The organism is Streptomyces tibetensis (genome assembly GCF_007655005.1).
Classification (GTDB): Bacteria; Actinomycetota; Actinomycetes; order Streptomycetales; family Streptomycetaceae; genus Streptomyces; species Streptomyces tibetensis.
On the sequence record NZ_SZVW01000017.1, the window covers coordinates 70,973 to 91,604 of the forward strand.

At 71.4% G+C, this 20,632-nt stretch carries 21 protein-coding genes and 1 pseudogene; 15 read left to right on the forward strand and 7 right to left on the reverse strand.

The features are described 5' to 3' along the window. The first annotated feature begins 31 nt into the window (after positions 1 to 31). From FDO69_RS27740 to FDO69_RS27755, 4 genes are read left to right on the forward strand one after another with little or no spacing between them, the layout of a single operon-like run. Positions 32 to 1,312, forward strand: coding sequence for an ATP-grasp domain-containing protein (locus tag FDO69_RS27740; RefSeq protein WP_104782940.1), 1,281 nt, complete (start codon positions 32 to 34; stop codon positions 1,310 to 1,312). Next, positions 1,309 to 1,920 carry a serine O-acetyltransferase gene (locus tag FDO69_RS27745; protein WP_104782943.1) on the forward strand — a complete coding sequence of 204 codons (612 nt, stop codon included), beginning with the start codon at positions 1,309 to 1,311 and terminating at the stop codon, positions 1,918 to 1,920. Before FDO69_RS27740 ends, FDO69_RS27745 begins: the two co-directional genes overlap by 4 nt. Further along, entirely contained in the window at positions 1,917 to 2,588 is a 672-nt protein-coding gene (locus FDO69_RS27750) for a class I SAM-dependent methyltransferase (protein ID WP_104782946.1), read from the forward strand. Before FDO69_RS27745 ends, FDO69_RS27750 begins: the two co-directional genes overlap by 4 nt. After that, a complete protein-coding gene (locus FDO69_RS27755; protein WP_104782948.1) occupies positions 2,585 to 3,850 on the forward strand; it encodes an MFS transporter in 1,266 nt (421 codons plus the stop codon). Before FDO69_RS27750 ends, FDO69_RS27755 begins: the two co-directional genes overlap by 4 nt. Before the next feature lie 254 nt (positions 3,851 to 4,104). On the opposite strand, the gene FDO69_RS27760 is transcribed toward FDO69_RS27755, so the two are convergent. Both FDO69_RS27760 and FDO69_RS27765 read right to left on the reverse strand, forming a co-directional pair. Beyond that, positions 4,105 to 4,890, reverse strand: coding sequence for a TSUP family transporter (locus FDO69_RS27760; protein ID WP_104782951.1), 786 nt, complete (start codon positions 4,888 to 4,890; stop codon positions 4,105 to 4,107). A 103-nt stretch (positions 4,891 to 4,993) separates the two neighbouring features. Next, on the reverse strand, positions 4,994 to 5,371 hold the full coding sequence (locus FDO69_RS27765) for a MerR family transcriptional regulator (protein ID WP_062931093.1): 378 nt from the start codon (positions 5,369 to 5,371) through the stop codon (positions 4,994 to 4,996). A gap of 75 nt (positions 5,372 to 5,446) precedes the next feature. Between FDO69_RS27765 and FDO69_RS27770 the strand changes: the two genes are divergently transcribed. After that, positions 5,447 to 6,175 carry an SDR family oxidoreductase gene (locus FDO69_RS27770; RefSeq protein ID WP_104782954.1) on the forward strand — a complete coding sequence of 243 codons (729 nt, stop codon included), beginning with the start codon at positions 5,447 to 5,449 and terminating at the stop codon, positions 6,173 to 6,175. Between the two features lie 216 nt (positions 6,176 to 6,391). On the opposite strand, the gene FDO69_RS27775 is transcribed toward FDO69_RS27770, so the two are convergent. Beyond that, the gene (locus FDO69_RS27775) at positions 6,392 to 7,909 is read right to left on the reverse strand and encodes an FAD-dependent monooxygenase (protein ID WP_104782957.1); all 1,518 of its coding nucleotides are present in this window, start codon (positions 7,907 to 7,909) and stop codon (positions 6,392 to 6,394) included. Positions 7,910 to 8,037: 128 nt separating this feature from the next. On the opposite strand from FDO69_RS27775, the gene FDO69_RS27780 reads away from it, so the two are divergent. The 7 genes and pseudogenes from FDO69_RS27780 to FDO69_RS27800 all read left to right on the forward strand — a co-directional run bounded on the left by FDO69_RS27780 (position 8,038) and on the right by FDO69_RS27800 (position 13,361). Beyond that, entirely contained in the window at positions 8,038 to 8,691 is a 654-nt protein-coding gene (locus FDO69_RS27780) for a TetR/AcrR family transcriptional regulator C-terminal domain-containing protein (RefSeq protein WP_104782960.1), read from the forward strand. Continuing rightward, positions 8,685 to 8,900: pseudogene (locus FDO69_RS43120) on the forward strand (hypothetical protein); the annotation flags it as partial. The gene FDO69_RS27780 and the pseudogene FDO69_RS43120, both read left to right, overlap by 7 nt. Before the next feature lie 29 nt (positions 8,901 to 8,929). After that, a complete protein-coding gene (locus FDO69_RS27785; protein ID WP_420878549.1) occupies positions 8,930 to 10,168 on the forward strand; it encodes a DUF418 domain-containing protein in 1,239 nt (412 codons plus the stop codon). A 30-nt stretch (positions 10,169 to 10,198) separates the two neighbouring features. Continuing rightward, positions 10,199 to 10,540 carry a cation:proton antiporter domain-containing protein gene (locus FDO69_RS27790; protein WP_267896259.1) on the forward strand — a complete coding sequence of 114 codons (342 nt, stop codon included), beginning with the start codon at positions 10,199 to 10,201 and terminating at the stop codon, positions 10,538 to 10,540. Positions 10,541 to 10,689: 149 nt separating this feature from the next. Next, positions 10,690 to 10,863 (forward strand): hypothetical protein, encoded by a 174-nt coding sequence (locus FDO69_RS41345; RefSeq protein ID WP_159030656.1) that lies wholly within the window; start codon positions 10,690 to 10,692, stop codon positions 10,861 to 10,863. Positions 10,864 to 11,005: 142 nt separating this feature from the next. Then, positions 11,006 to 12,859, forward strand: a complete 1,854-nt coding sequence (locus FDO69_RS27795; RefSeq protein ID WP_104782965.1) for an ABC transporter ATP-binding protein — start codon at positions 11,006 to 11,008, stop codon at positions 12,857 to 12,859. 286 nt (positions 12,860 to 13,145) lie between these two features. After that, the gene (locus FDO69_RS27800) at positions 13,146 to 13,361 is read left to right on the forward strand and encodes a hypothetical protein (protein ID WP_138430198.1); all 216 of its coding nucleotides are present in this window, start codon (positions 13,146 to 13,148) and stop codon (positions 13,359 to 13,361) included. A gap of 83 nt (positions 13,362 to 13,444) precedes the next feature. Here FDO69_RS27800 and FDO69_RS27805 read toward each other — a convergent pair whose 3' ends face one another. Beyond that, positions 13,445 to 13,972: a hypothetical protein gene (locus FDO69_RS27805; protein ID WP_104782970.1), complete on the reverse strand. Its 528-nt coding sequence runs from the start codon at positions 13,970 to 13,972 to the stop codon at positions 13,445 to 13,447. A gap of 337 nt (positions 13,973 to 14,309) precedes the next feature. On the opposite strand from FDO69_RS27805, the gene FDO69_RS27810 reads away from it, so the two are divergent. From FDO69_RS27810 to FDO69_RS27820, 3 genes are all read left to right on the forward strand, one after another. Continuing rightward, positions 14,310 to 14,975, forward strand: coding sequence for a response regulator (locus FDO69_RS27810; RefSeq protein ID WP_170320959.1), 666 nt, complete (start codon positions 14,310 to 14,312; stop codon positions 14,973 to 14,975). Beyond that, on the forward strand, positions 14,975 to 16,111 hold the full coding sequence (locus FDO69_RS27815; protein ID WP_104782976.1) for a sensor histidine kinase: 1,137 nt from the start codon (positions 14,975 to 14,977) through the stop codon (positions 16,109 to 16,111). The genes FDO69_RS27810 and FDO69_RS27815 overlap by 1 nt, the downstream gene beginning before the upstream one ends. A gap of 109 nt (positions 16,112 to 16,220) precedes the next feature. Then, positions 16,221 to 16,553, forward strand: coding sequence for a hypothetical protein (locus FDO69_RS27820; RefSeq protein WP_104782979.1), 333 nt, complete (start codon positions 16,221 to 16,223; stop codon positions 16,551 to 16,553). Between the two features lie 203 nt (positions 16,554 to 16,756). Here the strand turns inward: FDO69_RS27820 and FDO69_RS27825 are convergent, their stop codons facing one another. The 3 genes from FDO69_RS27825 to FDO69_RS27835 all read right to left on the reverse strand — a co-directional run bounded on the left by FDO69_RS27825 (position 16,757) and on the right by FDO69_RS27835 (position 20,631). Then, positions 16,757 to 18,496 (reverse strand): alpha/beta hydrolase, encoded by a 1,740-nt coding sequence (locus FDO69_RS27825; RefSeq protein WP_104782981.1) that lies wholly within the window; start codon positions 18,494 to 18,496, stop codon positions 16,757 to 16,759. Continuing rightward, the gene (locus FDO69_RS27830) at positions 18,493 to 19,701 is read right to left on the reverse strand and encodes a serine hydrolase domain-containing protein (protein WP_104782984.1); all 1,209 of its coding nucleotides are present in this window, start codon (positions 19,699 to 19,701) and stop codon (positions 18,493 to 18,495) included. Before FDO69_RS27830 ends, FDO69_RS27825 begins: the two co-directional genes overlap by 4 nt. Before the next feature lie 654 nt (positions 19,702 to 20,355). Next, a complete protein-coding gene (locus FDO69_RS27835; RefSeq protein ID WP_199838334.1) occupies positions 20,356 to 20,631 on the reverse strand; it encodes a DUF5994 family protein in 276 nt (91 codons plus the stop codon). Position 20,632: the final 1 nt, after the last annotated feature.

Below are 20,632 nucleotides of genomic sequence, written 5' to 3' on the forward strand. Positions count from 1 at the left end.
GCGTTCCTCTCGCGAAAGGTGATGGCCTGACATGGCGCATCTGGTTCTCGTCGAATCCACGCCCACGGCCGGCTTCCAGATCGTGCGGACCGCCGCCGCCCTCGGCCACGAAGTGACATTCGTGGCCCATGACCTGGCCCCCTACCTGGTCACGAGCGGGGCCGAGGCGGCACTCCGCACGGCCGCCGCCGTACGCACCCACGTGGCCACCGGCGACGCCGCAGCGCTGACCCGGGCACTGGCCGAGCTGCACGAACGGACCCCCATCGACGGCTTCCTCGCCCTCAGCGACGGCCATCTCCTCCCGACGGCGGTCGCCGCCCGGAACCTCGGCATCCCCTTCGAGAGCCCGGAGGTGATCGGCCGCCTGCGCGACAAGCACGCCATGCGGACCGCTCTGCACCGGGCCGGTGTTCCGCAGCCCGGCTTCCGGTCCGCCACCACTGCCGAGGAGGCGGTCGCGGCGGCATCGGCCCTGGGCTGTCCCGTTGTCGTCAAGCCTGCCGACGGTATGGCCTCACTGCATGTGGGCGTGGCCGAGACCCCGGACGAGGTCCGGGCTCTGGCCGAGGCGATCACCTCCACGCGGGGATACGGCCGGGGCATCCGGAGCACCGGACGGATCCTGGTGGAGCAGTTCGTCCCGGGCCCGGTGGTCAGCTGCGAGACAGTGACCTTCGACGGGCGGCACGAGGTGTACGGATGCGTCGACCGCCGTCTGGCCGAGGGGCCCTTCCCTCTGGAACTGGGGGGCTGCTTTCCGGCGGAGCTGCCGGCTCGGACCGTCGACGACGTGGTCCGCGTGTGCACCGAGGCGCTCGACGCGGCGGGCCTGCGGCGTTCCCATGCTCACACCGAACTCGTACTCGGTCGCGAGGGGCCGCAGATCATCGAGATCAACGGCCGGCTGATCGGCGGTCTCGTGCCCACGATGATCAACCATGTGCTGGAAGGCGACATCTACGAGGATGTCATCGCCCTGGCCCTGGGGCGGCATCCACGTCCGCCCGCCATCACCGGCGTGGGCTGCATCCGTGCGGTGACCGCACCGGCGGCCGGGATCCTGGAGGGCATCGATACGGAGTCGGCCCAACAGGCTCCCGGTGTGCGGGAGGTGGTGCTCCACGCGCGGACCGGTCAGGCCGTTCGCCCGCCCCGTGACAACCTCGACAGGCTCGGTTTCGTCATCACCGCGGGCGCCTCCGCGGATGCCGCCCGAGCAGCGGCGGACGAGGCCCATGCGCGCGTGCGGGTACGCGTCGCCGCCGCGAGCGTGGGAGTCCGCCCAGGCACACCGGAGCCGGCCGCATGATCGGCGCACGTCGGTTCCGTCGGACCTGGCAGCGGCTGCGCGCCGATGTCCGCGTGGTGGCGGAGCGCGACCCGGCCGTGCGCAGCCTCGGCGAGGCCGTACTGGCCCCCTACCTCCCAGCGCTGTGGCTGCACCGTGTCGCCCACCCGCTCCACCGGCGCGGGCACCGTGTCGCGGCCAGGGTGCTGACCCTGCTCGGGCGGCTGCTGTCCGGAGGATGCGACATCCACCCGGGAGCCCGTATCGGCACGGGTCTGTTCATCGACCACGCGACTGCCGTGGTGATCGGCGAGGACGCCGTTCTGGGCGACGACGTCACCCTCTTCCACCATGTCACCATCGGAGCGGTCGGCTGGTGGCGGGACCGGAGCCGACAGCCGGGGGAACGGCGGCATCCGACCCTGGGCGACGGCGTCGTGGTGGGGGTCGGAGCGTCCGTGCTGGGACCGGTGCACATCGGAGGCGGCGCGTTCATCGGCGCCCACTGCCTGGTCACGTCCGACGTCCCGGCCGGCAGTCGAGTCACCGCCCCCGCCACCACTGCTCCACCACGCGCCGTGCCCGCGCAGAGCGCGCGTACCGAGACACCCAGGAGAGAACCCGCATGACCCCCGCTGTCGGCGCCGACGCGCCCTACGACAAGGTCCTGTACGCAGCGTTCGAGCGGCGGTACCGCGCGGGCGAGGACTCCTGGAGCCGCGAGCCCGCCATGCGGCAGCTCGTCCCGCTGCTGCTGGAGCGGTTGGACAGCCGCAGCGGTCACGTTCTCGACATCGGCGCGGGGCGCGGCCCGGACACGGTCGACCTGCTGTCGGCCGGTCACCGGGTAACGGCCACGGACCTGCTGCGGCTGCCCGATTGGGATGCCATCGAGAGCCGGTGGGCAGACCGGGTGGCGTTCCTGGAAGGCGACATCACCGAACTGCACCTGTCACCCGAGACATTCGATGCGGCAGTGGACAACGGGGTGCTGCACCATCAGGATCCGGCACGTTACCTGACGTACCTGGCGGCTGTACGCCGGGCGCTGCGCCCCGGAGGACTGCTGGCGCTCAGCCTTTTCAGCACGGCCGAGGAGAGGCCGGACGGCGTGGCCAACCACGCGGACGACGGCCGGATCTCCCGCTGGTTCACCGAGAGCGAAGCACGGCAGCTGCTGGGTGCGGCGCACTTCGAGGTGGTCGCGCTCGAACGGATTCCGCGGAAGCTCGAGGGCCTCGCCTACCTGCTGGTCATCGCTGCAGCCGCCGACACCGATGACGAGGAGGGGCGGTGAGCGCGTCGTCCCCGCGCACCCGCTCCGAGACGGCCGGCATCGGCCGACGCCCGGAACCGGTGCGACGCATGTTCGCGGCGATGCGGATACGCGACTACCGGCGCTTCTTCCTCGGCCAGCTGATCTCCAACACGGGAACATGGACCCAGTTCGTCGCGCAGGACTGGCTGGTCCTGCGTCTGACCGGCCGGTCCCTCGACGTGGGCATCGCCTCCGCGCTGCAGTCACTGCCGGTACTCGTATTCGGTCTCATAGGCGGGGTAGCGGCCGACCGCTACCCCAAGCGCCGTCTGCTGATCACCTGCCAGATGCTCCTCGCTCTCTGCGCCGCCGCGCTCGCCGCGCTCACGCTGGCCGGAGCGGTGACACGTTATGAAGTCTTCGCTCTCGCCCTGCTGACCGGCTCGGTGAGCGCCTTCTCCGCCCCGGCACTGCAGTCCTTCGTGGCGGAGGTGGTCGGGCCGGACCATCTGCGCAACGCGGTGAGCCTCGGTGCTCTCAACTACCAGAGCGCACGGCTGGTAGGACCATCGCTGGCGGCCGCGCTCATCTCCGTGATCGGCATCGGCTGGGCCTTCGCCGTGAACGCCGCGACGTACTGCGTCGTGATCGCTACCTTGCTGGCCGTCCGGGTCAGCGGCGACCGGGGCCCCGCACCCGGCCCGCGTCCCAAGGGCCAGGTGCGGGAGGGGCTGCGCCATGTGCGGCAACGACCGGAACTGCTCTGGCCCATCACCCTGGTGGGCTTCGTCTGCACCTTCGGATACAACTTCCCGACCCTGCTGACCGGGTTCTCCGGCACGTATCACAGCGGTGCCCAGGAATACTCCTTGATGACCACTGCCCTGGGCCTCGGCGCCGTGACGGGTGCGCTGGCCATGGCCTGGCGCGGCACCGGCGGCACACGGCGGCTGGTCTTCTGGGCCCTGGCGTTCGCGACCGCGGAGGCGGTGGCCGCCGTGGCTCCGGGCTATTTGGTCTTCCTGATCGTGATGGCTGCCGTCGGCCTGGTCAGCATCCTCTTCAACACGACGGCGAACACCACCGTCCAGTTGTCGGCCCAGACCGACATGCGTGGACGGGTCATGGGCCTGTACACCCTCGTGTACTCCGGCGGCACCACCCTCGGTGCCCCGGTCGTGGGCTGGGTCATCGACGTGTGGGGAGCCAGGGCAGCCATGGCGGCGTGCGCCGCCGTCGCCCTGACGGGCACGCTGACGGTGGCCTGGGCACGAAGGCGAAGCAGCGCATCCGCTACGTGAAGGGCATGGCGAACCGGAGGGGGCGGCATCGCCGCGTCGGTGCGGTGCGCCGCCGGGGCGACATCGCCGCATCGGTGCGGTGCGCCGCTACGGGTCCGACGCCGGACCGCGTCGTACCCAGGGCCGAGCGGCCGCAGCGGCCGGCTCGCCGTCACCTGGTGCCCGGAACCGGCTGCGCTCGGCTGCGTCTGGTCCGCTTCCCCGACCGACCGTGACCCGGAGTATGGGCCGGCAGGGTTCAAAGCGCCGACGGTTCACGTCGAAGTCTGGACGGCGTAGAGGAGGCCGACCGATGTGGCGAGCCCGCCCAGCAGGAGTCGTAGCGCGGTTTCGGGCAGGTGCGGCTGCAGACGGGCGCCGAGGTAGCCGCCGAGCAGGCCGCCCAGGCCGCAGGCGAGGCCGAGGGGCCAGTCCGGGGAGATGGGACCGGTGGTGGTGAGGGCGAGCAGAGCGTATGTGGTGGCGCCGACGACGGAGGTGAGGAACGTGGCGGCAAGCGCAGCCGGGGCCACCACGGCGACAGGCAGGCCCAGGCCCACCAGGAGCGGTCCGAGTATGGAGCCGCCGCCGATGCCGTAGATCCCGCCGACCACTCCGACTGCCACGGCGAGCACGGTTACGGCCGGACCGGAGGGGGCCGACCGGGCCGTGTCGGTACGAGGCGGTCTAAGGGTGCGCAGGCACAGCCACAGCCCCAGGGGCAGCAGGAGTGCTGCGACCAGGGCCCGGAAGACGCCGGGGCCGGGTACGACGAACACTCGGACGACCGCGCCCACGACCACGCCGGGCAGCGTGCCCAAGGCCAGCCGGCGGGTGAGCGGCCCACCGAGACAGCCCTTCCTGGCGTGGCGTATCAGCGCGCCGGGACCGGCGACCACGTTGTAGAGAAGGTTGGTGGGCGTGACCGACGGACTCGGCACGCCCAGCACGCTCAGCTGCACGGGCAGCAGGAACACCGCCCCCGACACCCCGACCGGCGCGGTGACGACGGCGATCAGCAATCCGGCGACGAAGCCGAAGAATCCCGTCGACCAGCTCATGGCACGAGGTTAGTGGGGCCACGCGGCGTGTACATGGCGGCCGAGCAGGCCCTGCCTGGTACTCCAGCCGTAGATCGCTGGTGCGACGTCCGACCGAGAGCGCCTACGGGTGCGTGTCCGTGATCGCGATGACCTCGTCGAGGCGGTCCAGGGCAGCCTGCAAGTCGTCGACCTTGGCCTGGATACGGTCCCGCTCGGCGCGCAGCATGGCTCGTTGCCCGGCGTCGGTGTGCCCGGAGTCCCAGCACGGCAGGAGTTCCGTGATCCTTCGGCTGGTCAGGCCGGCGGCGAACATCTGCTGGAAGAAACGGACCAGGGTGACGGCATCCTGACGGTAGAGGCGCTGGCCGGATGGGCTGCGCTCGGCGATGAGCAGCCCCTGCTGCTCGTAGTAGCGCACGGCGCGCACCGAGACGCCGGCACCCCGAGCCACCTCGCCGATGCGGATCAGCCGCTCGCCCGCGGCCTCGGTGACGGTCATGGCGATTCCTCTCCCCCCGGCACTGCTGATCAGCGCTTGCCTCTGACGTTGGCGTCAGGTTTTAGCGTACGGGGCATGGACATCACCCACTCAGTTGCCCTTGTCACCGGAGCCAACCGCGGCCTGGGCCGCGCCTTCGCCCAGCGCCTGCTCGAACGGGGCGCCCGCAAGGTCTACGCGACGGCCCGCCGGCCCGAGACCGTGGACCTGCCCGGGGTCGAGGTGCTGCCCCTCGACATCGCCGATCCCGCATCCGTGAGGGCCGCAGCCGAGGCCGCCCCGGACGTCTCGCTGCTCATCAACAACGCGGGAATCAGTACGGGAACCGACCTGGTGACCGGTTCGCTGGACGCGGTACGGCACGAGCTGGAGACCAACATGTTCGGCCACCTGGGAATGATCCGGGAGTTCGCGCCGGCGCTCGCCAGGAACGGCGGGGGCGCGATCGTCAACGTCCTCTCCGCCATGTCATGGTTCGGGGGCAAGGGCGCCAATGCCTACCACCTGACCAAGGCCGCCGCCTGGGCCATGACCAACGGCGTCCGCCTGGAACTCGCCGAGCAGGGCACGCTCGTGACAGCGGTGCACCTCGGCCTGGCCGACACCGACATGGCCGCGGGCTGGCCCGTGGCCAAGATCGCGCCGCCGGACCTGGCCGACGCGGCGCTCGACGGTGTCGAGGCGGGCTCCGCCGAGGTCCTCGCCGACCAGTGGAGTCGGGACGTCAAGTCCCGGCTGCCGCTGACGCCGGAAGAATTCAACGCCGCGATGGACCGCGCCCTGGCGGCGCTGACGGCGGCATGAGGGGCCCCTCGGGCCGCACTGACTTCGGTCGGCTCCTTCTGAGCTCAGTCGATCAATCCTCCATCCGCTGATACTCCATCCGCAGTTGTGCGCTGCGCCGAGCGCCGGGCGGGCGGTTCGCCGGTGCGCCGCCGACGCGGCAGTGCACGTCCACCGTGCTGCGGCAGACCGGTGTCGCATCGCCGCGGTGTCCCGCGGCAGGCTTCTTGCCCCGGTTCAGTCGGCCGTGGCCGGGCCGAACCAGGCCGTGAGGGCGGTGCGGAGGGCGGCGGGGTCGGGGGTGGTGCCGGCGGGTGCGGCCCAGGCGACGTGGCCGTCGGGGCGGATGAGGAGCGCGGCGGGGGCGGGGGTCTCGTCGACCGGCCAGACGGGCCAGTGGTCGGCCGCGGACCGGGCCTCGACGAGGTCGACGCGATCGGCCCAGCTCTCGGCCGTGGCCGCCAGTGCGGTGTCACCGCGGAGGTCGAGCAGCACGGGGCGCGCGGTGCGCAGCAGTTCGAAGACGCGACACCGGCCGTCACCGGTCTTCAGGTCGACGTCGGGGACCCGGCGGCCGGTCAGCGGGTGGTCGTCGCTCGTGGGGTAGCGGAGGTCCAGCGCGGTGATCATGCCACCCAGGTGCCGGTTGACGTCGTCGTATGCGATGAGCGAGCGGAGTACGTCGCGCAGCGCGTCGGTCTGCGGGCCCGGACGCGTCAGCGCCGCCTGGGCCCGGGTGTTGTGCAGCACCCGTTTCGCGACGGGGTACCGCTCGGCGTGGTAGCTGTCCAGCAGGATGTCCGGCGCCCGGCCGTGCACCACCGAGGCGAGTTTCCAGCCGAGGTTGACCGCGTCCTGGACCCCCAGATTCAGTCCCTGGCCACCTGCCGGGAAGTGGATGTGGGCCGCGTCGCCCGCCAGCAGCACCCGGCGTTCCCGGTACCGCTCGGCCTGCCGGGCCGCGTCGCCGAACCGGGAGACCCAACGGGGGCTGTGCATACCGAAGTCGGTGCCCGCGATCCTCACCAGTGACTCCCGCAGCTCCTCGAACGTCACCGGTTCCCGCTGGCCGGCGACACGGTCGTACTTCGTGGTGATCACCCGGTACCAGCCCGGCTCGAAGGCGAACACCGAGAAGTCACCGCCCGGTCGCCGCTGCATGAAGAGCGATTCGGCGGGCGGATCGGTGAGTTCGACGTCGCCGAGCAGCGCGGTCACGGTCGCCGGGGTGCCCGGGAAGCCGATGCCGGCGAGCTTGCGCACCGCGCTGCGCCCGCCGTCGCAGCCCACGAGGTAGCGGGCGCGCAGTGTCGAGCGTGAGCCCTCCAATCCGCCTACGTCGACCTCGACATCGGAGTCGTGCTGTCGGATCCCGGTCACCTCGGACGACCAGCGCACCCGTACGCCGAGCTCGGTGGCCCACTCCTCCAGCAGCCGCTCGATGTGGGACTGCAGGAGCACCAGCGACCGGGAATGCCTGGTCTCGAACTGGTCGAAGTCCAGCCACAGCCCCGAGAAGTGCCCTATAGGGCGCGGTGTGCCGGCCGCCAGGAAGCGGTCCAGGACGCCCCGCTGGTCCAGCACTTCCATGGTCCGGGCGTGCATCCCGCCGGCCCGCGACTCACCGGTCCGCGCGGCGAGCCGGTCGGCCACCACCACGTCGACCCCCGCCAGCCGTAGCTCGCAGGCGAGCATCAGGCCCGTCGGCCCGGCTCCCGCGATCACCACATCCGTGTCCGTCTTTGTGTCGGTCATCTGCGTTTCCCCCTGTTCCGGTTCGGGTTCCCAGCCCGCCGCGTCTAACAGCGTTAGGGACTCTAACGTCGTTAGAGAATGCCCCTAACGGTGTTAGGGTGTCAAGTGCTCAGGAAGGAGGGAGCGGGATGAAGATCAACTCCGAGGTGATCGCCCGGACGGCGTTGCGACTGCTCGACGACGTCGGCCTCGACGGGCTCACCATGCGCCTCATCGCCCAGGATCTCGGCGTGCGAGCCCCCACCCTCTACTGGCACATCAAGAACAAGCAGGAGCTGCTCGACGCCATGGCCACCCTCGTGTACGTCGAGGCGGCCGAGAGACTGGAACCACCCCGCGACGGCTCCTCCTGGGAGGACTGGCTCGCCGACTGGGCCCGCCACCTGCGTCAGGCGATGCTGAGCCACCGGGACGGAGCACGCGTCCTCGCCGGCACCTACGTGAACCACGAGACCGTGCACCGGGCGGTGGAGCTGAACCTGCGAACCCTGCGGGATGCCGGCTTCACCCTCAGCGAGGCGGCGCGCGGTTTCCCGGCGGTCCTGCACTACACCATCGGCCACACCATCGAGGAGCAGGCCCACACCAGCGCGGCGTACGGCGACGACAACCCCTACGCCCCCGAGCGGCTCGCCGCGATGATCGATGCCGAACGCTTCCCCCTCACCGCCCAGGCGTCGGGCGACCTGCTCGGCATGGACGGCGACGTCGGCTTCGAATATGGGCTTCGCCTCGTCGTTCTCGGTCTGCGCGCCGCCAGGGAGGAGCGGGAGCGCGGCTGATCGGGCACAGCCTCTCCGCCCCTTCCGGTGCCACTCTGAAGGACACGATGGTGCGCGCCGGTCAGTCGTCCGAGAAGGCCGCGCTGATCTGCCAGCCATCGGCAGCGGCCACTATCCATGCGGCGCGTACGGCCGCCCGAACCCCGCCGATCGGCGGGGTGGTGGGGGCCGACCGGCGGGGCAACTGCCGTAGGCCGTCGGATGGTTGACGGCGGCCGCATGTCGCAACGTTGTCCCGGTGACTGAGATCGAAAGCGCCGAGAAGGCGCCTGCGGAGACGGAACGCCCTGCGCCGATGGCGCGGCTGGTCGGGGTGGATCTCGCCCGTGCCCTGGCCGTGTTCGGCATGTTCGCCGTGCACGTCGGCCCCTTCCCCACGCCCGGGGGCGGCGTCGGCGACTGGTTCCTGGAGCTGGCGAGCGGCCGGGCGTCGGCGCTGTTCGCCACCCTTGCCGGGTTCTCGTTGACGCTGATCGCCGGCCGCTTCGAGCCGAAGACCGGACCGGCCGGCCGGCAGGCGAGAGCCCGGATCGTGATCCGGGCCGTGATCCTGCTGGTGGTGGGCAGCGCGTTGGCGATGACCGACTTCGGCGGCGCCGGGATCCTCAACTTCTACGCGGCGTACTTCCTGTTGGCGCTGCCCCTGCTGCGGCTGCGGGCCAGGACGCTCGCGATCACCGCGGTCACACTCGCGGTCGTCACGCCGCAGGTGGCGTACGGGATCCGGGCGCTGCTCACCGAGTCGATCGTGAGCAGCATCGACTCCTGGGACCCGATCGCGCGACTCTCCGGTGTGGGTGTGCTCGACCTCCTGCTCCTCGGCCTCTACCCGGCGATCACCTGGATGACGTTCGTGGTCACCGGCATGGCGTTGGGTCGGCTGGATCTGGCCTCCGGCGCGGTGCGGCGGCGGCTGGCCGTGGTCGGACCCGCGCTGGTCGCGTTCGGGTACGGCGTCTCGTGGCTGGCGCTCCGGTTGTCCGGCGGCGCTGAGAAGATCATGGCCGGGATGCCTGCCATGAAGGATCCTGGTGCCATGAAGGACCCCGGCATGGCATCGGGCTCCTTCGACACGCCGGTCGGTGGTGGGCTGTGGGGCCCCGACGCATGGGGGTTGCTGGCAGCCGAGCCGCACAGCGGTTCCACGTTCGACCTCATCGGCAGCATCGGGATCGCGATCACCGCGCTCCTGTGCCTGACGGTGGCCCTCGACCGGCTGCCGTGGCTGCGCCGGCTGGCGGCCCCGGTCATCGCCGTCGGCACCATGTCCCTGACCCTCTACGTCGGCCACATCCTGGTGATCCTCGCCCTGCCCGGCGAAGCGGCCACCCCGCCGCAGTCCGCCTCCGCCGCGCTGCTGCTCTGCTTCATCCTCGGCGCCACCCTGTTCGCGGCGGGCTGGTCCCGCTTCTTCCGCCGCGGACCGCTGGAGTACCTGCTCAACAACGCCACCAAACTGGCGCGTCACGTCCGCTGAGCCTCGGGCGGGCACCCCGAGCGGTCGGCGTTGGTCGCGCTCACCGTCGTGCGCATCCTTCCGATCATGCTCGCCTTCCTCGGCTCGAAGTTCACCTGGCGAGAACGGCTCATGGTCGGCGCGCTCGGGCCACGCGGCACCACCTCCATCGTGTTCGGCCTGCTCGCGTTCAACGCTGCGCCGGACGGGCAGTACGCCGACACCGCCCTGTACGCCATGACCCTGACGGTGCTCGGCAGCGTTCTGCTCCACGGCGGCGGCTCGGTGGTCATCACCCGGTCTTTGACCGGCCCGCGCCCGTCGGCCGGCGGCGGCCCCGGCTCCCCGGGGACCGACGAGCCGGACCCATCGGTCGTCGCCATGCGGAGTTGATGTTCCCTACTACCCCAGGCCGGTCTTCTCCAGCCACTCGGCGGGGGCGGACCCGACAGTCGCCGGATATGCGCAGAGCAGCCGGGCGTCCAGCCTGGAGGCATGACACAGCACGTTCGTGACAAGGAGCCAGAGACCACCGTCGGGGCGTGGCCGACGTCGACGTGCCAGGCCGTGACGTCACGCCTCGCAGAGGCGGGTTGCTGGAACTTCTCGGCCTGACGCTGGTGGCGGGCGCCGGTGTCCTGTTCGTCGTCCGTCCTGAGTTCTACGAGGCAGGGGTGCACGTCTTCGCCACGCGGGCGGCCTCACTGGTCCACTGAGCCGGCGATCGCAGATCTCTCGGGGCAGGCGCCTGGCCGTCGTACGCCCTGATCTCCGTGATGCCGTTGTGCACACGCTCGCCACGAGGGCTGTGGCAACCGCCGACGCGGTGCGCGGCCGACCCCGTAGGAAAGGAATCCTGTGAACACCGCATCCGCCCCAGAGGCGACGGGTGCCGAGTCCTTGCGCGCCCGCGAGACGCTCAAGGCGCTGTACGGGTACGTCCGTCCGCACCGGTGGGCCGTCGCGCTCGGTCTGCTGTTGGCGCTGGTAGGGGCCGCCGGAGGGCTGCTGCAGCCGCTGGCCACGAAGACGCTGGTCGACCGGCTCTCGTCCGGTGGCACGATCGGCACCATTCTGCTGGCCATGACCGTTCTGGTCCTGCTGAGCATGGTGGCCGAGGCGTTCGGTGCCTATGTGCTGGAACGGACGGCGGAGTCGGTGGTGCTCGCCGCCCGCCGCAGCCTCATCGGACGGTTGCTGCGGCTGCGCCTCACGGAGGTGGACCGGATGCAGCCGGGCGATCTGATGTCCCGGGTGACCTCCGACACCACGCTGTTGCGGGCTGTCAGCACCCAGGCGGTGGTCTCCGCGGCGACGGGGGCGGTGACGCTGGTCGCGGCGGTCGTGGTGATGGCGTTCCTCGATGCCGTCCTGCTGGGCGTCACGCTCGGAGTCGTCGCGGTCGTCGGTGTGGCTGCCGCGCTGGTGATGCCGAAGATCGGGCAGGCCGCCGAGCGTGCGCAGGCGGCTGTCGGGGAGATGTCCACGGGCCTGGAGCGGGTCTTCAGCGCGTTCCGCACGGTGAAGGCGTCCGGCGCCGAGGAGCGGGAGACCGCTCGCGTCGAGGCGGCGGCACGCAGGGCGTGGCGCCACGGCGTGCGCAGCGCGAAGTGGGAGGCCGTGCTGGGTTCGGCGGACGACCTCGCCGTCGAGCTGGCGTTCCTCGCGGTACTCGCCGTCGGCGGGGCGCGGGTGGCGTCCGGGGACATGCCCGTGTCCACGCTCATCGCGTTCCTGCTGTACCTCTTCTACCTGATGGAGCCGGTGTACAAGCTGGTCGAGGCAGCGTCCCACTACCAGGAGGGCGCGGCGGCGATCGCCCGGATCGCGCAGGTGGACCGCCTGGCGACAGAGAAGCAGGACCGGCACCGGTCGGCGTGGCCCGCGGCGACCAAGACGGTGCGGCCCGCGGCGACCAAGACGGTGCGGCCCGCGGCGACCAAGACGGTGCGGCCACGTCCGGCGTCGGTTCGCTTCGAGGAGGTGTCCTTCCGCTACGGGGCCGGGTTGCCGGACATCCACCAGCGGGTGGACTTCGAGGTGCCGGGCGGCGGGATGACGGCGTTCGTCGGCCCCTCGGGCGCGGGCAAGTCGACGGTTTTCGCGCTCGTCGAGCGGTTCTACGAAGCGACCGGCGGCCGTGTCCTGGTCGACGGCAAGGACGTGACAACGTGGCCGCTGTCCGAGCTGCGGTCCGTCATCGGATACGTCGAGCAGGACGCGCCGGTGCTGGCCGGCACGCTGCGGGAGAACCTGGTTCTCGCCGCGCCCGGCGCGACCGACGACGACATACGCGCGGTCCTCACCCGGACCAGGCTCGACGCCCTCGTCGAGCGTCTCCCGCACGGCCTGGACACCCCGGTCGGGCACCACGGCACGAAACTGTCCGGCGGCGAGCGCCAGCGCATCGCGATCGCCCGCGCGCTGCTGCGCAGGCCCCGGCTGCTGCTCCTGGACGAGGCGACCTCGCAGCTCGACGCCGTCAACGAGTTGGCACTGCGGGACGTCATCGCCGAGACCGCACGCGAGACCACCGTGCTGGTGGTGGCCCATCGCCTGTCGACCGTCACGGACGCCGACCGCATCGTCGTCATGGACGGGGGCAAGGTCCGCGCGGTCGGCACCCACGAGGAGCTGGTGGCAAAGGACGAGCTGTACGCGCAGCTCGCGGCGACGCAGCTCCTGACCTCGGCGGGACGCCTCGGCGGGTGAGACGGGCCTGCGACGCCGAGGACCTCCCGCAGGCCGCCCTCCTGCGCACGCAGGCGGGCGGCCTGCATTCGTGACGAGGCGCGGGCCGGCGCGTACGCGCGCCGAGTCATGATCGACCCGAGCACCGAATGGTGGCTTGCGCGCAGAGCGGAGGAGGTGCCGCTGGAGCACCTCCCGGGTGCCGGACACGACGAAGTCCGCGTGCAGCGATTGCTGGACCAAGAGCAGCTGCGGGAGGTTCTTCCCCTGCTCGGGGAGCGGCAGCTCGGCCACCACATCGCGCCCGATGACGGGGCGCCTTTTGAACGTGGAGCTCTCGGACGAGTTGGACCACGTCGATGTCGCGGCTGTCCGCGACGTCGTCGTGGACGCGGTCGAGGAGGGCGGTGTCCACGACCGGAGTGGGTTTCCCCCCGAGTTGCCCGGTGCGACGCCGCGAGTCTCCACACCTGCCTGGGTGGCCGTCGTGGTCTCAGCCGCACCGGCGGCCATCGTCTCCTGACCCGCACCAGCCGTTGCCCTGGGCCGCGCCGGACATCATGCCCACAGATGCCCACACATGCCTCGGCTCGGACGGCCAACTGCCTATTTGATGAAGGCGTTGGCCACCACGACCGCAAGCCCGAGCAGCGCGTCCACTGTGCCGATCTTCAAGGCGGAACCCCACGTGCGACCTGCGGCGCGGGCCGCGAGCAGGCCCCAGGCGAACAGCAGCACCACGTTCACGGCGAAGGCCACGTACTCGATGCCCGCCGAGGGCCACCACCCCCAGGCCGTGCCGAGCAGCAGGAGCAGTGTCGGCGCCGTCGCCACCACCAACGGCCACTCGGACAGCAACAGCCGCACCGCGGCGCGCACCCCGTGATGGGTCCGGTCGCCGCGCAGGGCGATCAGATGCGCGTAACCGTGCGCCAAGGCCGATGCGACGGCCGTGACCAGAAGCCATTGGGCGCTGCTGAACCGGTCGGCGGGCGCCGTCTCACCCTGCTCCGTCAGGGCGGCCACCATGGAGCTGGCCAGTACCGCCCCGTACACGCCCCCGAACAGCACATGGGGCCGCGCCGCACAACGGCGCAGAGCACGGACAGGCTGACGCAGGTACGGGCGGGGCATGGCTGGGTGATCCTCTGACGGTACGGAAATCGACTGCGGCCCGCAGACTCGGCGGGCCCACGGACCGATCCCACCGGACGAGAACCACGGACACCATCCGCCGAGCCTCTTCCACCCGCCCGCCGACGGGCCGGAGCGCTCCCCCCGACCGGCGGGAACCGGTCTGCCGGGTAGCGGGTGTCCAGAGCGGCCGCACCCTCGCGCGCCCCGCCGGACGTACTGTCGGCAGCAGGCGGTCACCGTACGAGAACCTGGACGCCCCGATGCGGGGTGTACGAGGCGCCGAGAAGCTGGACAGAGCAGACGAGTGTGAGGCGGAATACCGGTGATCCGGGTAGTGGTGGTGGACGACGAGGCGCTGGTGCGGTCCGGGTTCGAGCTGATCCTGAACCTCTCTGACGGCATCCAGGTCGTGGCGACCGCAGAAGGAGCGCAGGCGGCCGACGTGATCCGGCGCGAGGACCCGGACGTCGTGCTCCTCGACATCCGCATGCCGGACGTGGACGGCCTGACCGTCCTGAGGGAGATCCGGACGCTGCCCGAGCCGCCGACGGTGGCCATGCTGACCACCTTCGACACCGACGAGTACATCCTGACCGCGCTGCGCTCGGGAGCCGCGGGCTTCCTGCTCAAGGACACCGAGCCCGAACAACTCGCCCAGCTCGTACGCACTCTGGCCGCGGGCGGGGTGGTGATGTCCCCGAAAGCCTCACGGGTTCTGCTGCGCAGCCATCCGGGGGCGGGCGCGCCCCAGGACGCGGACGTGGCGCGCGTGAAACTGCTCAGCGACCGCGAACGTGACGTCCTCGTCCTGATCGCGGAAGGACTCTCCAACGCCGACATCGGCACCCGCATCCATCTGAGCGCGGGCACCGTCAAGGACCACGTCAGCTCGATCCTGACCAAAGTGAGGGTCTCCAGCCGCGTCCAGGCGGCGCTCCTCGCGGAGCGGGCCGGACTGCTCAGCGACGACGGCGCCCACACGGCACGGAGCAACGGATGATGGGCACGGGTCAGGCACTGTGGCGGCGGGTGCCGCCCGGGGCAGTCGACGCGGGCCTCGTCGCGCTCGCCGCGCTCGACGCCTGGATCAACCTCTACGGCGAGGCGACACCGTTCATATGGGCCAGCGCCGCCCTCGGCTGCGCCGGACTGCTCCTGCGCAGGCGCCTTCCACTGACCGTCTTCCTGCTGACCCTGCCCATGACCCTGTTCATGGACGTGGCGGTCGCACCGATCGCAGCCCTGTACACACTGGCCACGCGCACCCGCAACCGCCCCCTGCTGGCCGGCTGCGCCCTGCTGAACGCGGCGGCCGGCACCCTTGCCTGGCCCCTGTCCGACACGTTTTCCGGCGACACGTTTCACGGCGACCGGACCTGGACGCTCATCCAGTTCGTCTACACGCTGGCCACGGCCTTCGCCCCGATCCTGTTCGGCCAGCTCGTCCAGGCCAGACACGACGTGGCCCGCCAGCTCGTCGAGGTCGAAGTGGCCCGCGAACACGAACGCGCCCTGTACGCCCAGACCGTCCTCGCCCGCGAACGCGCCCAACTGGCCCGCGAGATGCACGACGTCGTCTCCCACCAGGTCAGCCTCATCGCCGTACAGGCCGGAGCCCTGCAGGTCGCCGCCAAGGACCCCGGCGCCCGCGACGCCGCCCGCACCATCCGCACGCTGAGCGTGAACACCCTCGACGAACTCCGCCACATGGTCACCCTTCTGCGCGCCTCAGGCGGCAAGGAAACCGAACTCACCCCCCAGCCCACCCTCGCCGACCTTCAGCAGCTGATCGCCAACAGCGGCATCGAGACCACCCTGACCGGCGGGCTCCCGCCCGGCATCAGCACAACCGCCCAACGCACCGTCTACCGCACGGTCCAGGAAGCCCTCACGAACGTACGCAAGCACGCCCCCGGCGCCCGCGCCGAGGTGCGCCTGTGGCACGACGCGCAGCACTTCGGCGTCACCGTCACCAACACCGCGCCCACCCGCCCGTCCGTCGCCCTGCCCAGCGCCCGGCACGGCCTGATCGGCCTGAGGGAACGCGCCGAACTGCTCGACGGCACCCTCACCGCCGAACCTTCCCCACAGGGCGGATACAAGATCGAACTACGGGCTCCCACCCGGCCCGCCTGAGCGCGACTGCGTGGCCGGGCACCCTGACAGATGTCTGGTACCCGGGGCCGCCCCCGTGCCCTTCACTGAGGTCAGCACATGCACACCGCGACCTCTCGGGGGCACGAAGATGATCCGCAGTAAGAAGATGTTCGCCGCAGGGCTGGCCACCACCGTCTCGGCGGTGGCCCTGTCCGTCGGCGCCATGGCCGCCCCGGCGTCGGCCGCGGGCTCGGTCGACTGCCGTGGCGCGGTCCACGGTGTCGACACGGACCGGGGCATCGCCAGCTGCACGAACAACAGCGACCGCACCATCCGGTTCCGCGCCGAGGTCGTCTGCGGCCGGGCCCCCGACGTCTCCGGCGACTGGGTGACCCTGAGCCCGGGCCAGTACGGCCAGTCCTCCGCCACCTGTGCCTGGTACAGCTCGGGTGTCGGCAGCGTCGGCTGGAGCGTCGAGTAGGACCCGGTCGAACGGGGGAAGGGGCGGCGGCCGGATGCTCTCGGGAGCACGGCCGCCGCCCCACCGTCTTGGGCCGTTTCCTCCGGAGCCCGCCGTGGACGGACCTGCCCGAGGAGTTCGGCGCGCTCGACCTGGACGGGGTCACGGCACGTGCGTCGTGACCCGGACGGTGGGGAGAGCCGGTGGCCGCCGGGCCGCCTTCCTCAGCCCGGAAGCCGGTCACAGGTGACGTCCGTGGCCGGCAGGCGGCCGGTGGCCAGGTAGGTGTTGACCGTGGCGTCGGCACAGGAACTGCCGAAGACGCCGTACACGGCGTGCTGGTCCGCGCCGCGGAGGGTGACCAGGCGGGAGGAGGGCCACATGCGGCGCACCGTCTGCGCGCTCCGGTAGGTGGTACGCGGGTCACCGGTCGCGTTGACGAGCAGGGCCGGAAGGTCGCCGCGGATCGTGGTCGGGCGTTCGCGTGGCGGGTCCCAGAACGCGCACGGGCCGATGTTGTCGGTGACGGGACCGAACAACGGGTCCTGCGCGCGGGCGCGTTGGACATCGCGCCAGTACACCTCGGGGGAGCGGGGCGCGGACGCGTCCCCGCACAGGATCGCTGTCTGGGCACTGCCGTACGCGGATTCGGATCCCGTCAGCAGGAAGCGGAGCGTTTCGGCCAGCCACGGCGCGGGGGTGACCGTGTGGCCGCCGACGGCGCGACGCATGTCCCGTACGGCCTGCGCGAGATCGGCGTAGGCGGCGTCGTTGTCCTGTGAGAGGCCGTTGAGGACGACGACGGGCACCAGATGCTCGTCCACCCGGTGGGCGCCGATCAGCAGGGGCGTACGTCCGGCCGCCGCCCGGACGCCGTCCACGGCCGCCAGCACTTCGCCCGGGGTGCGGCCCAGACCGTAGGTGGTGTGGCGGGCGGCCGCCCAGGAGGCCCAGCCCCTGAGAGCGTGCCGGTTGGCCGGTTCCGTGCCGCGCAGCAGCCGGGGGTTGTAGCTGTCGGGAGCGACGACGCCGTCCAGCACGACTCGGCCGGTTCTGCCGGGGAACATCGTGGCGTACACCTGGCCGAGGTAGGTGCCGTACGAGTATCCGAGGTAGGAGATCCGGGTCTCGCCGAGCGCGGCGCGGATGACGTCCATGTCGCGTGCGGTGTTCCGGGTCGTCGCGTACGGCAGGACGTTTCCCTGGGACGTCCGGCAACGACCGGCGAGTTCCTCGGCCAGGGCCACCGCGCGGTCGAACCCGGCGCGGCCGGTCCCCGCGCCGCGTATGAAGGAGCCGGTGGGCCAGTGGCAGTCCAGCGGGGTGCTGCGGCCGACGAAACGGGGGTCGACGCCCACCACGTCGTAGCGCTCACCGACCTTCTTCATCGCCGTGCGCACCCACGGCGGGTCGCCGATCGTCTGCCCCCCGGGGCCACCGCCGTTGAGTAGCAGCGCGCCCACGCGGTGGGCCGTTTCGGTGGCCCGGATCCGCGAGATCGCGACGGTGATCGTGCGGCCGTCCGGGTCGTCATAGTTCAACGGGACGGTGACATCGGCGCACTGGGCGCCCGCCTGCTGGAGTTCCTTGCCGGTCGCGTCGTCGGGTCCGAGCAGGCAGCTCTTCCAGTCGAGGTACTGCCGGTGGTAGCGGGCGAGGGGGTCCGCGGCCGCAGAGACGGGCGCCGCAGAGACGGGCGCTGCAGAGACGGGCGCCGCCGCTGCGGGCGACGCGCCGACGGTGAGCGATCCGACGAGGCACAGGGCGGCTCCTGCCGCGGTGCGCGACACGAGACGGTGCAGGCCGCCGCCGGTCAGGGAGCCGCGCGGGCCGGCTGTGCCCGCGGCCGCGCGGGACGAGGTCGTACCTGACGGTGTGCCGGGGGAGGGAGGGGAGCCGGAGCTGGAGCCGGAAATGGAGCCGGAAATGGAGTCGGAAATGGAGTCGGAAGGGAAGCCGGTCATGCGGAAGTCCTTTCGGAAGACCTGCCCTCACAGAGGGACTTGTCGACGAGGTCGAGGAAGTCGAGCTCGGCCTGGAGCGAGGCGGGCACCTCGTTCAGGGCGACGGCGACGCTCCGGCCGCCGGGGCCGACGGCGATCAGCGCCCGGTGACCGCCGGGCACCGTGCCGCCGTGCCCGAACCACGTCCCGCCGCAGGACAGCGGTGTCGAGATCAGACCCAGCCCGTAGCGGGCCCCCGGCCACAGCCGGTCGGCGTCGGCCTCCACCGTCCGCCGCATCTCTGCGAGTTGGGCCGCGGGCAGCAGCCGGCCGTCGAACAAGGCGGCGGCGAACCGCGTCAGGTCGCCCGGCGACGAGACCAGGGCGCCGCCGACCCCGCCGAGGGTCATGTTCCAGGCGGTGCCGTCGACGCGCCGGCCGTCGCCGTCGGTGAAGTAGCTGCGGGAGTGAGGTCCTCGGATACGGGTGTCGTCGCCGGGCCAGTACGTGTCGTGCAGCCCGAGGGGCTTGATGACGCGGCGGGTGATCTCCGCCTCGGGGGTACGGCCGGTGACCGCGTGGACGATCAGGCCGAGGACGAGGTAGTTGGTGGTGGCGTAGTGCCAGGTGCCCTGCGGGCGCGGCAGTTCGAGCGCGCGTGTGACGAGGTCGCGCGGCTCGAAGTGGTGGTACCGCAGCCGCTCGGGATGCTCCCATTCGGGCGCGTCGAGATAGTCGGGCAGTCCGCTGGTGTGCTGCAGGAGCTGTCGTACGGTGATCTGGCCCCCGTCGTGGCCGTGCCCGTGGATCAGGCCGGGCAGGTAGCGGTCGACGGGGGCTTCCAGCGAGAGGCGGTGCTCGGCGACGAGTCGGAGGACGAGCGCCGCGGTGAACGTCTTGGTCACGCTGCCGACGCGCAGCCGGTCGACGGTGTTCATCGGGCGTCCGGTGCGCAGATCCGCCGTTCCGGCGGCCTCGGCCACGCGCCCGCAGGGCTCGTACGCGGTGGGGTCGTTCACCAGGATGGCGGCACCGGTGATGCCGTCGCGCTCGGTGAGGATGCGCAGCGCCTGACGGGTCTGGTCGTGCGTGCCGCAGTCGCCGCCAGAGCGTGAGCCCGGCGCCTGAGCGGTCGCCACCGGGCCGGTGGCCAGCACGGTGGCCACCACCAGGGCCGCGAGACCGATGCGCCTGCCGGTCTCCGAAGTCGGTGAGAAGGTTGGCATGCCGCATCACGGTAGGCACGGGTCGTCCCGTGATCACTCCGGCAGGCATGTGCTTCGAAGCTGAGGCCAGCCCAAGCAGAGAGACGGAAGCAGTCCCCCTGGACGGGTGGGACGTCGTGCTGGTACGGGCGAGTTGGGCGGCGGTGGACGCCGCTCCTCACGTCACACCGGAGCCACACCCTCGACCCGCTCGGGCCGGTCCACCGTTGGAGCGGGTGACGAGAATCGAACTCGTGCTCTCGGCTTGGGAAGCGACGGCGCTTGCGGGGGTGCGTCGTGTCTGACCTGCGCCTACGCGATTTGGCAGCCCCATGCCTTCAGCTTGGATCGCACCGTAATTGACCGTAGTTCTCCGTTCTTACGGGCACGCCAAGGGCACGACATCCGACAGACCGGTTTCCGGGCCGCGGGCAACGTTCCTCTCCGCTCGCGCGCGACAACGCACGGGCCGGCCACGTGGGCCTTCGCTCATGCGCATTCGGAGAAATCGTCCGGTGGAAGCTGCCGACGGGTGTCGGGCGAGCGCCGAGGACCGGGCCTTGCCGACGGCGGCGCGAGCCGCGATGACAGAAGCGGTCCGATCCGGCAACCCCGAGCCGGCCCAGCAGATCCTGATCGACACCAGCCTTTGACATCAGCTCAGATGCAACAACATCAGGCGGAGTCCGCACGCACGGCGGTGTCGTCGCCCACGGAGAAGACGTCGATGTGCACCACACGGTCGTCGACGGTCACTCGCGTCGGCATTTCGTCCCAGGCCGCGGAGTCCAGGCCGATCCGTGTGATCGGGCCGAGGCGCTCGGTCAGCGCGCTGACCAGGCCGGGCAGTTCGGCGGCGAGGTTCCTGGAACGGGGCCACCACGCACCGTCGAGGATGCTCCGGCGTTCGTGCGTGGTGGTGAGCCGCGGGAGCGCCGTTCCGGGCCGCATG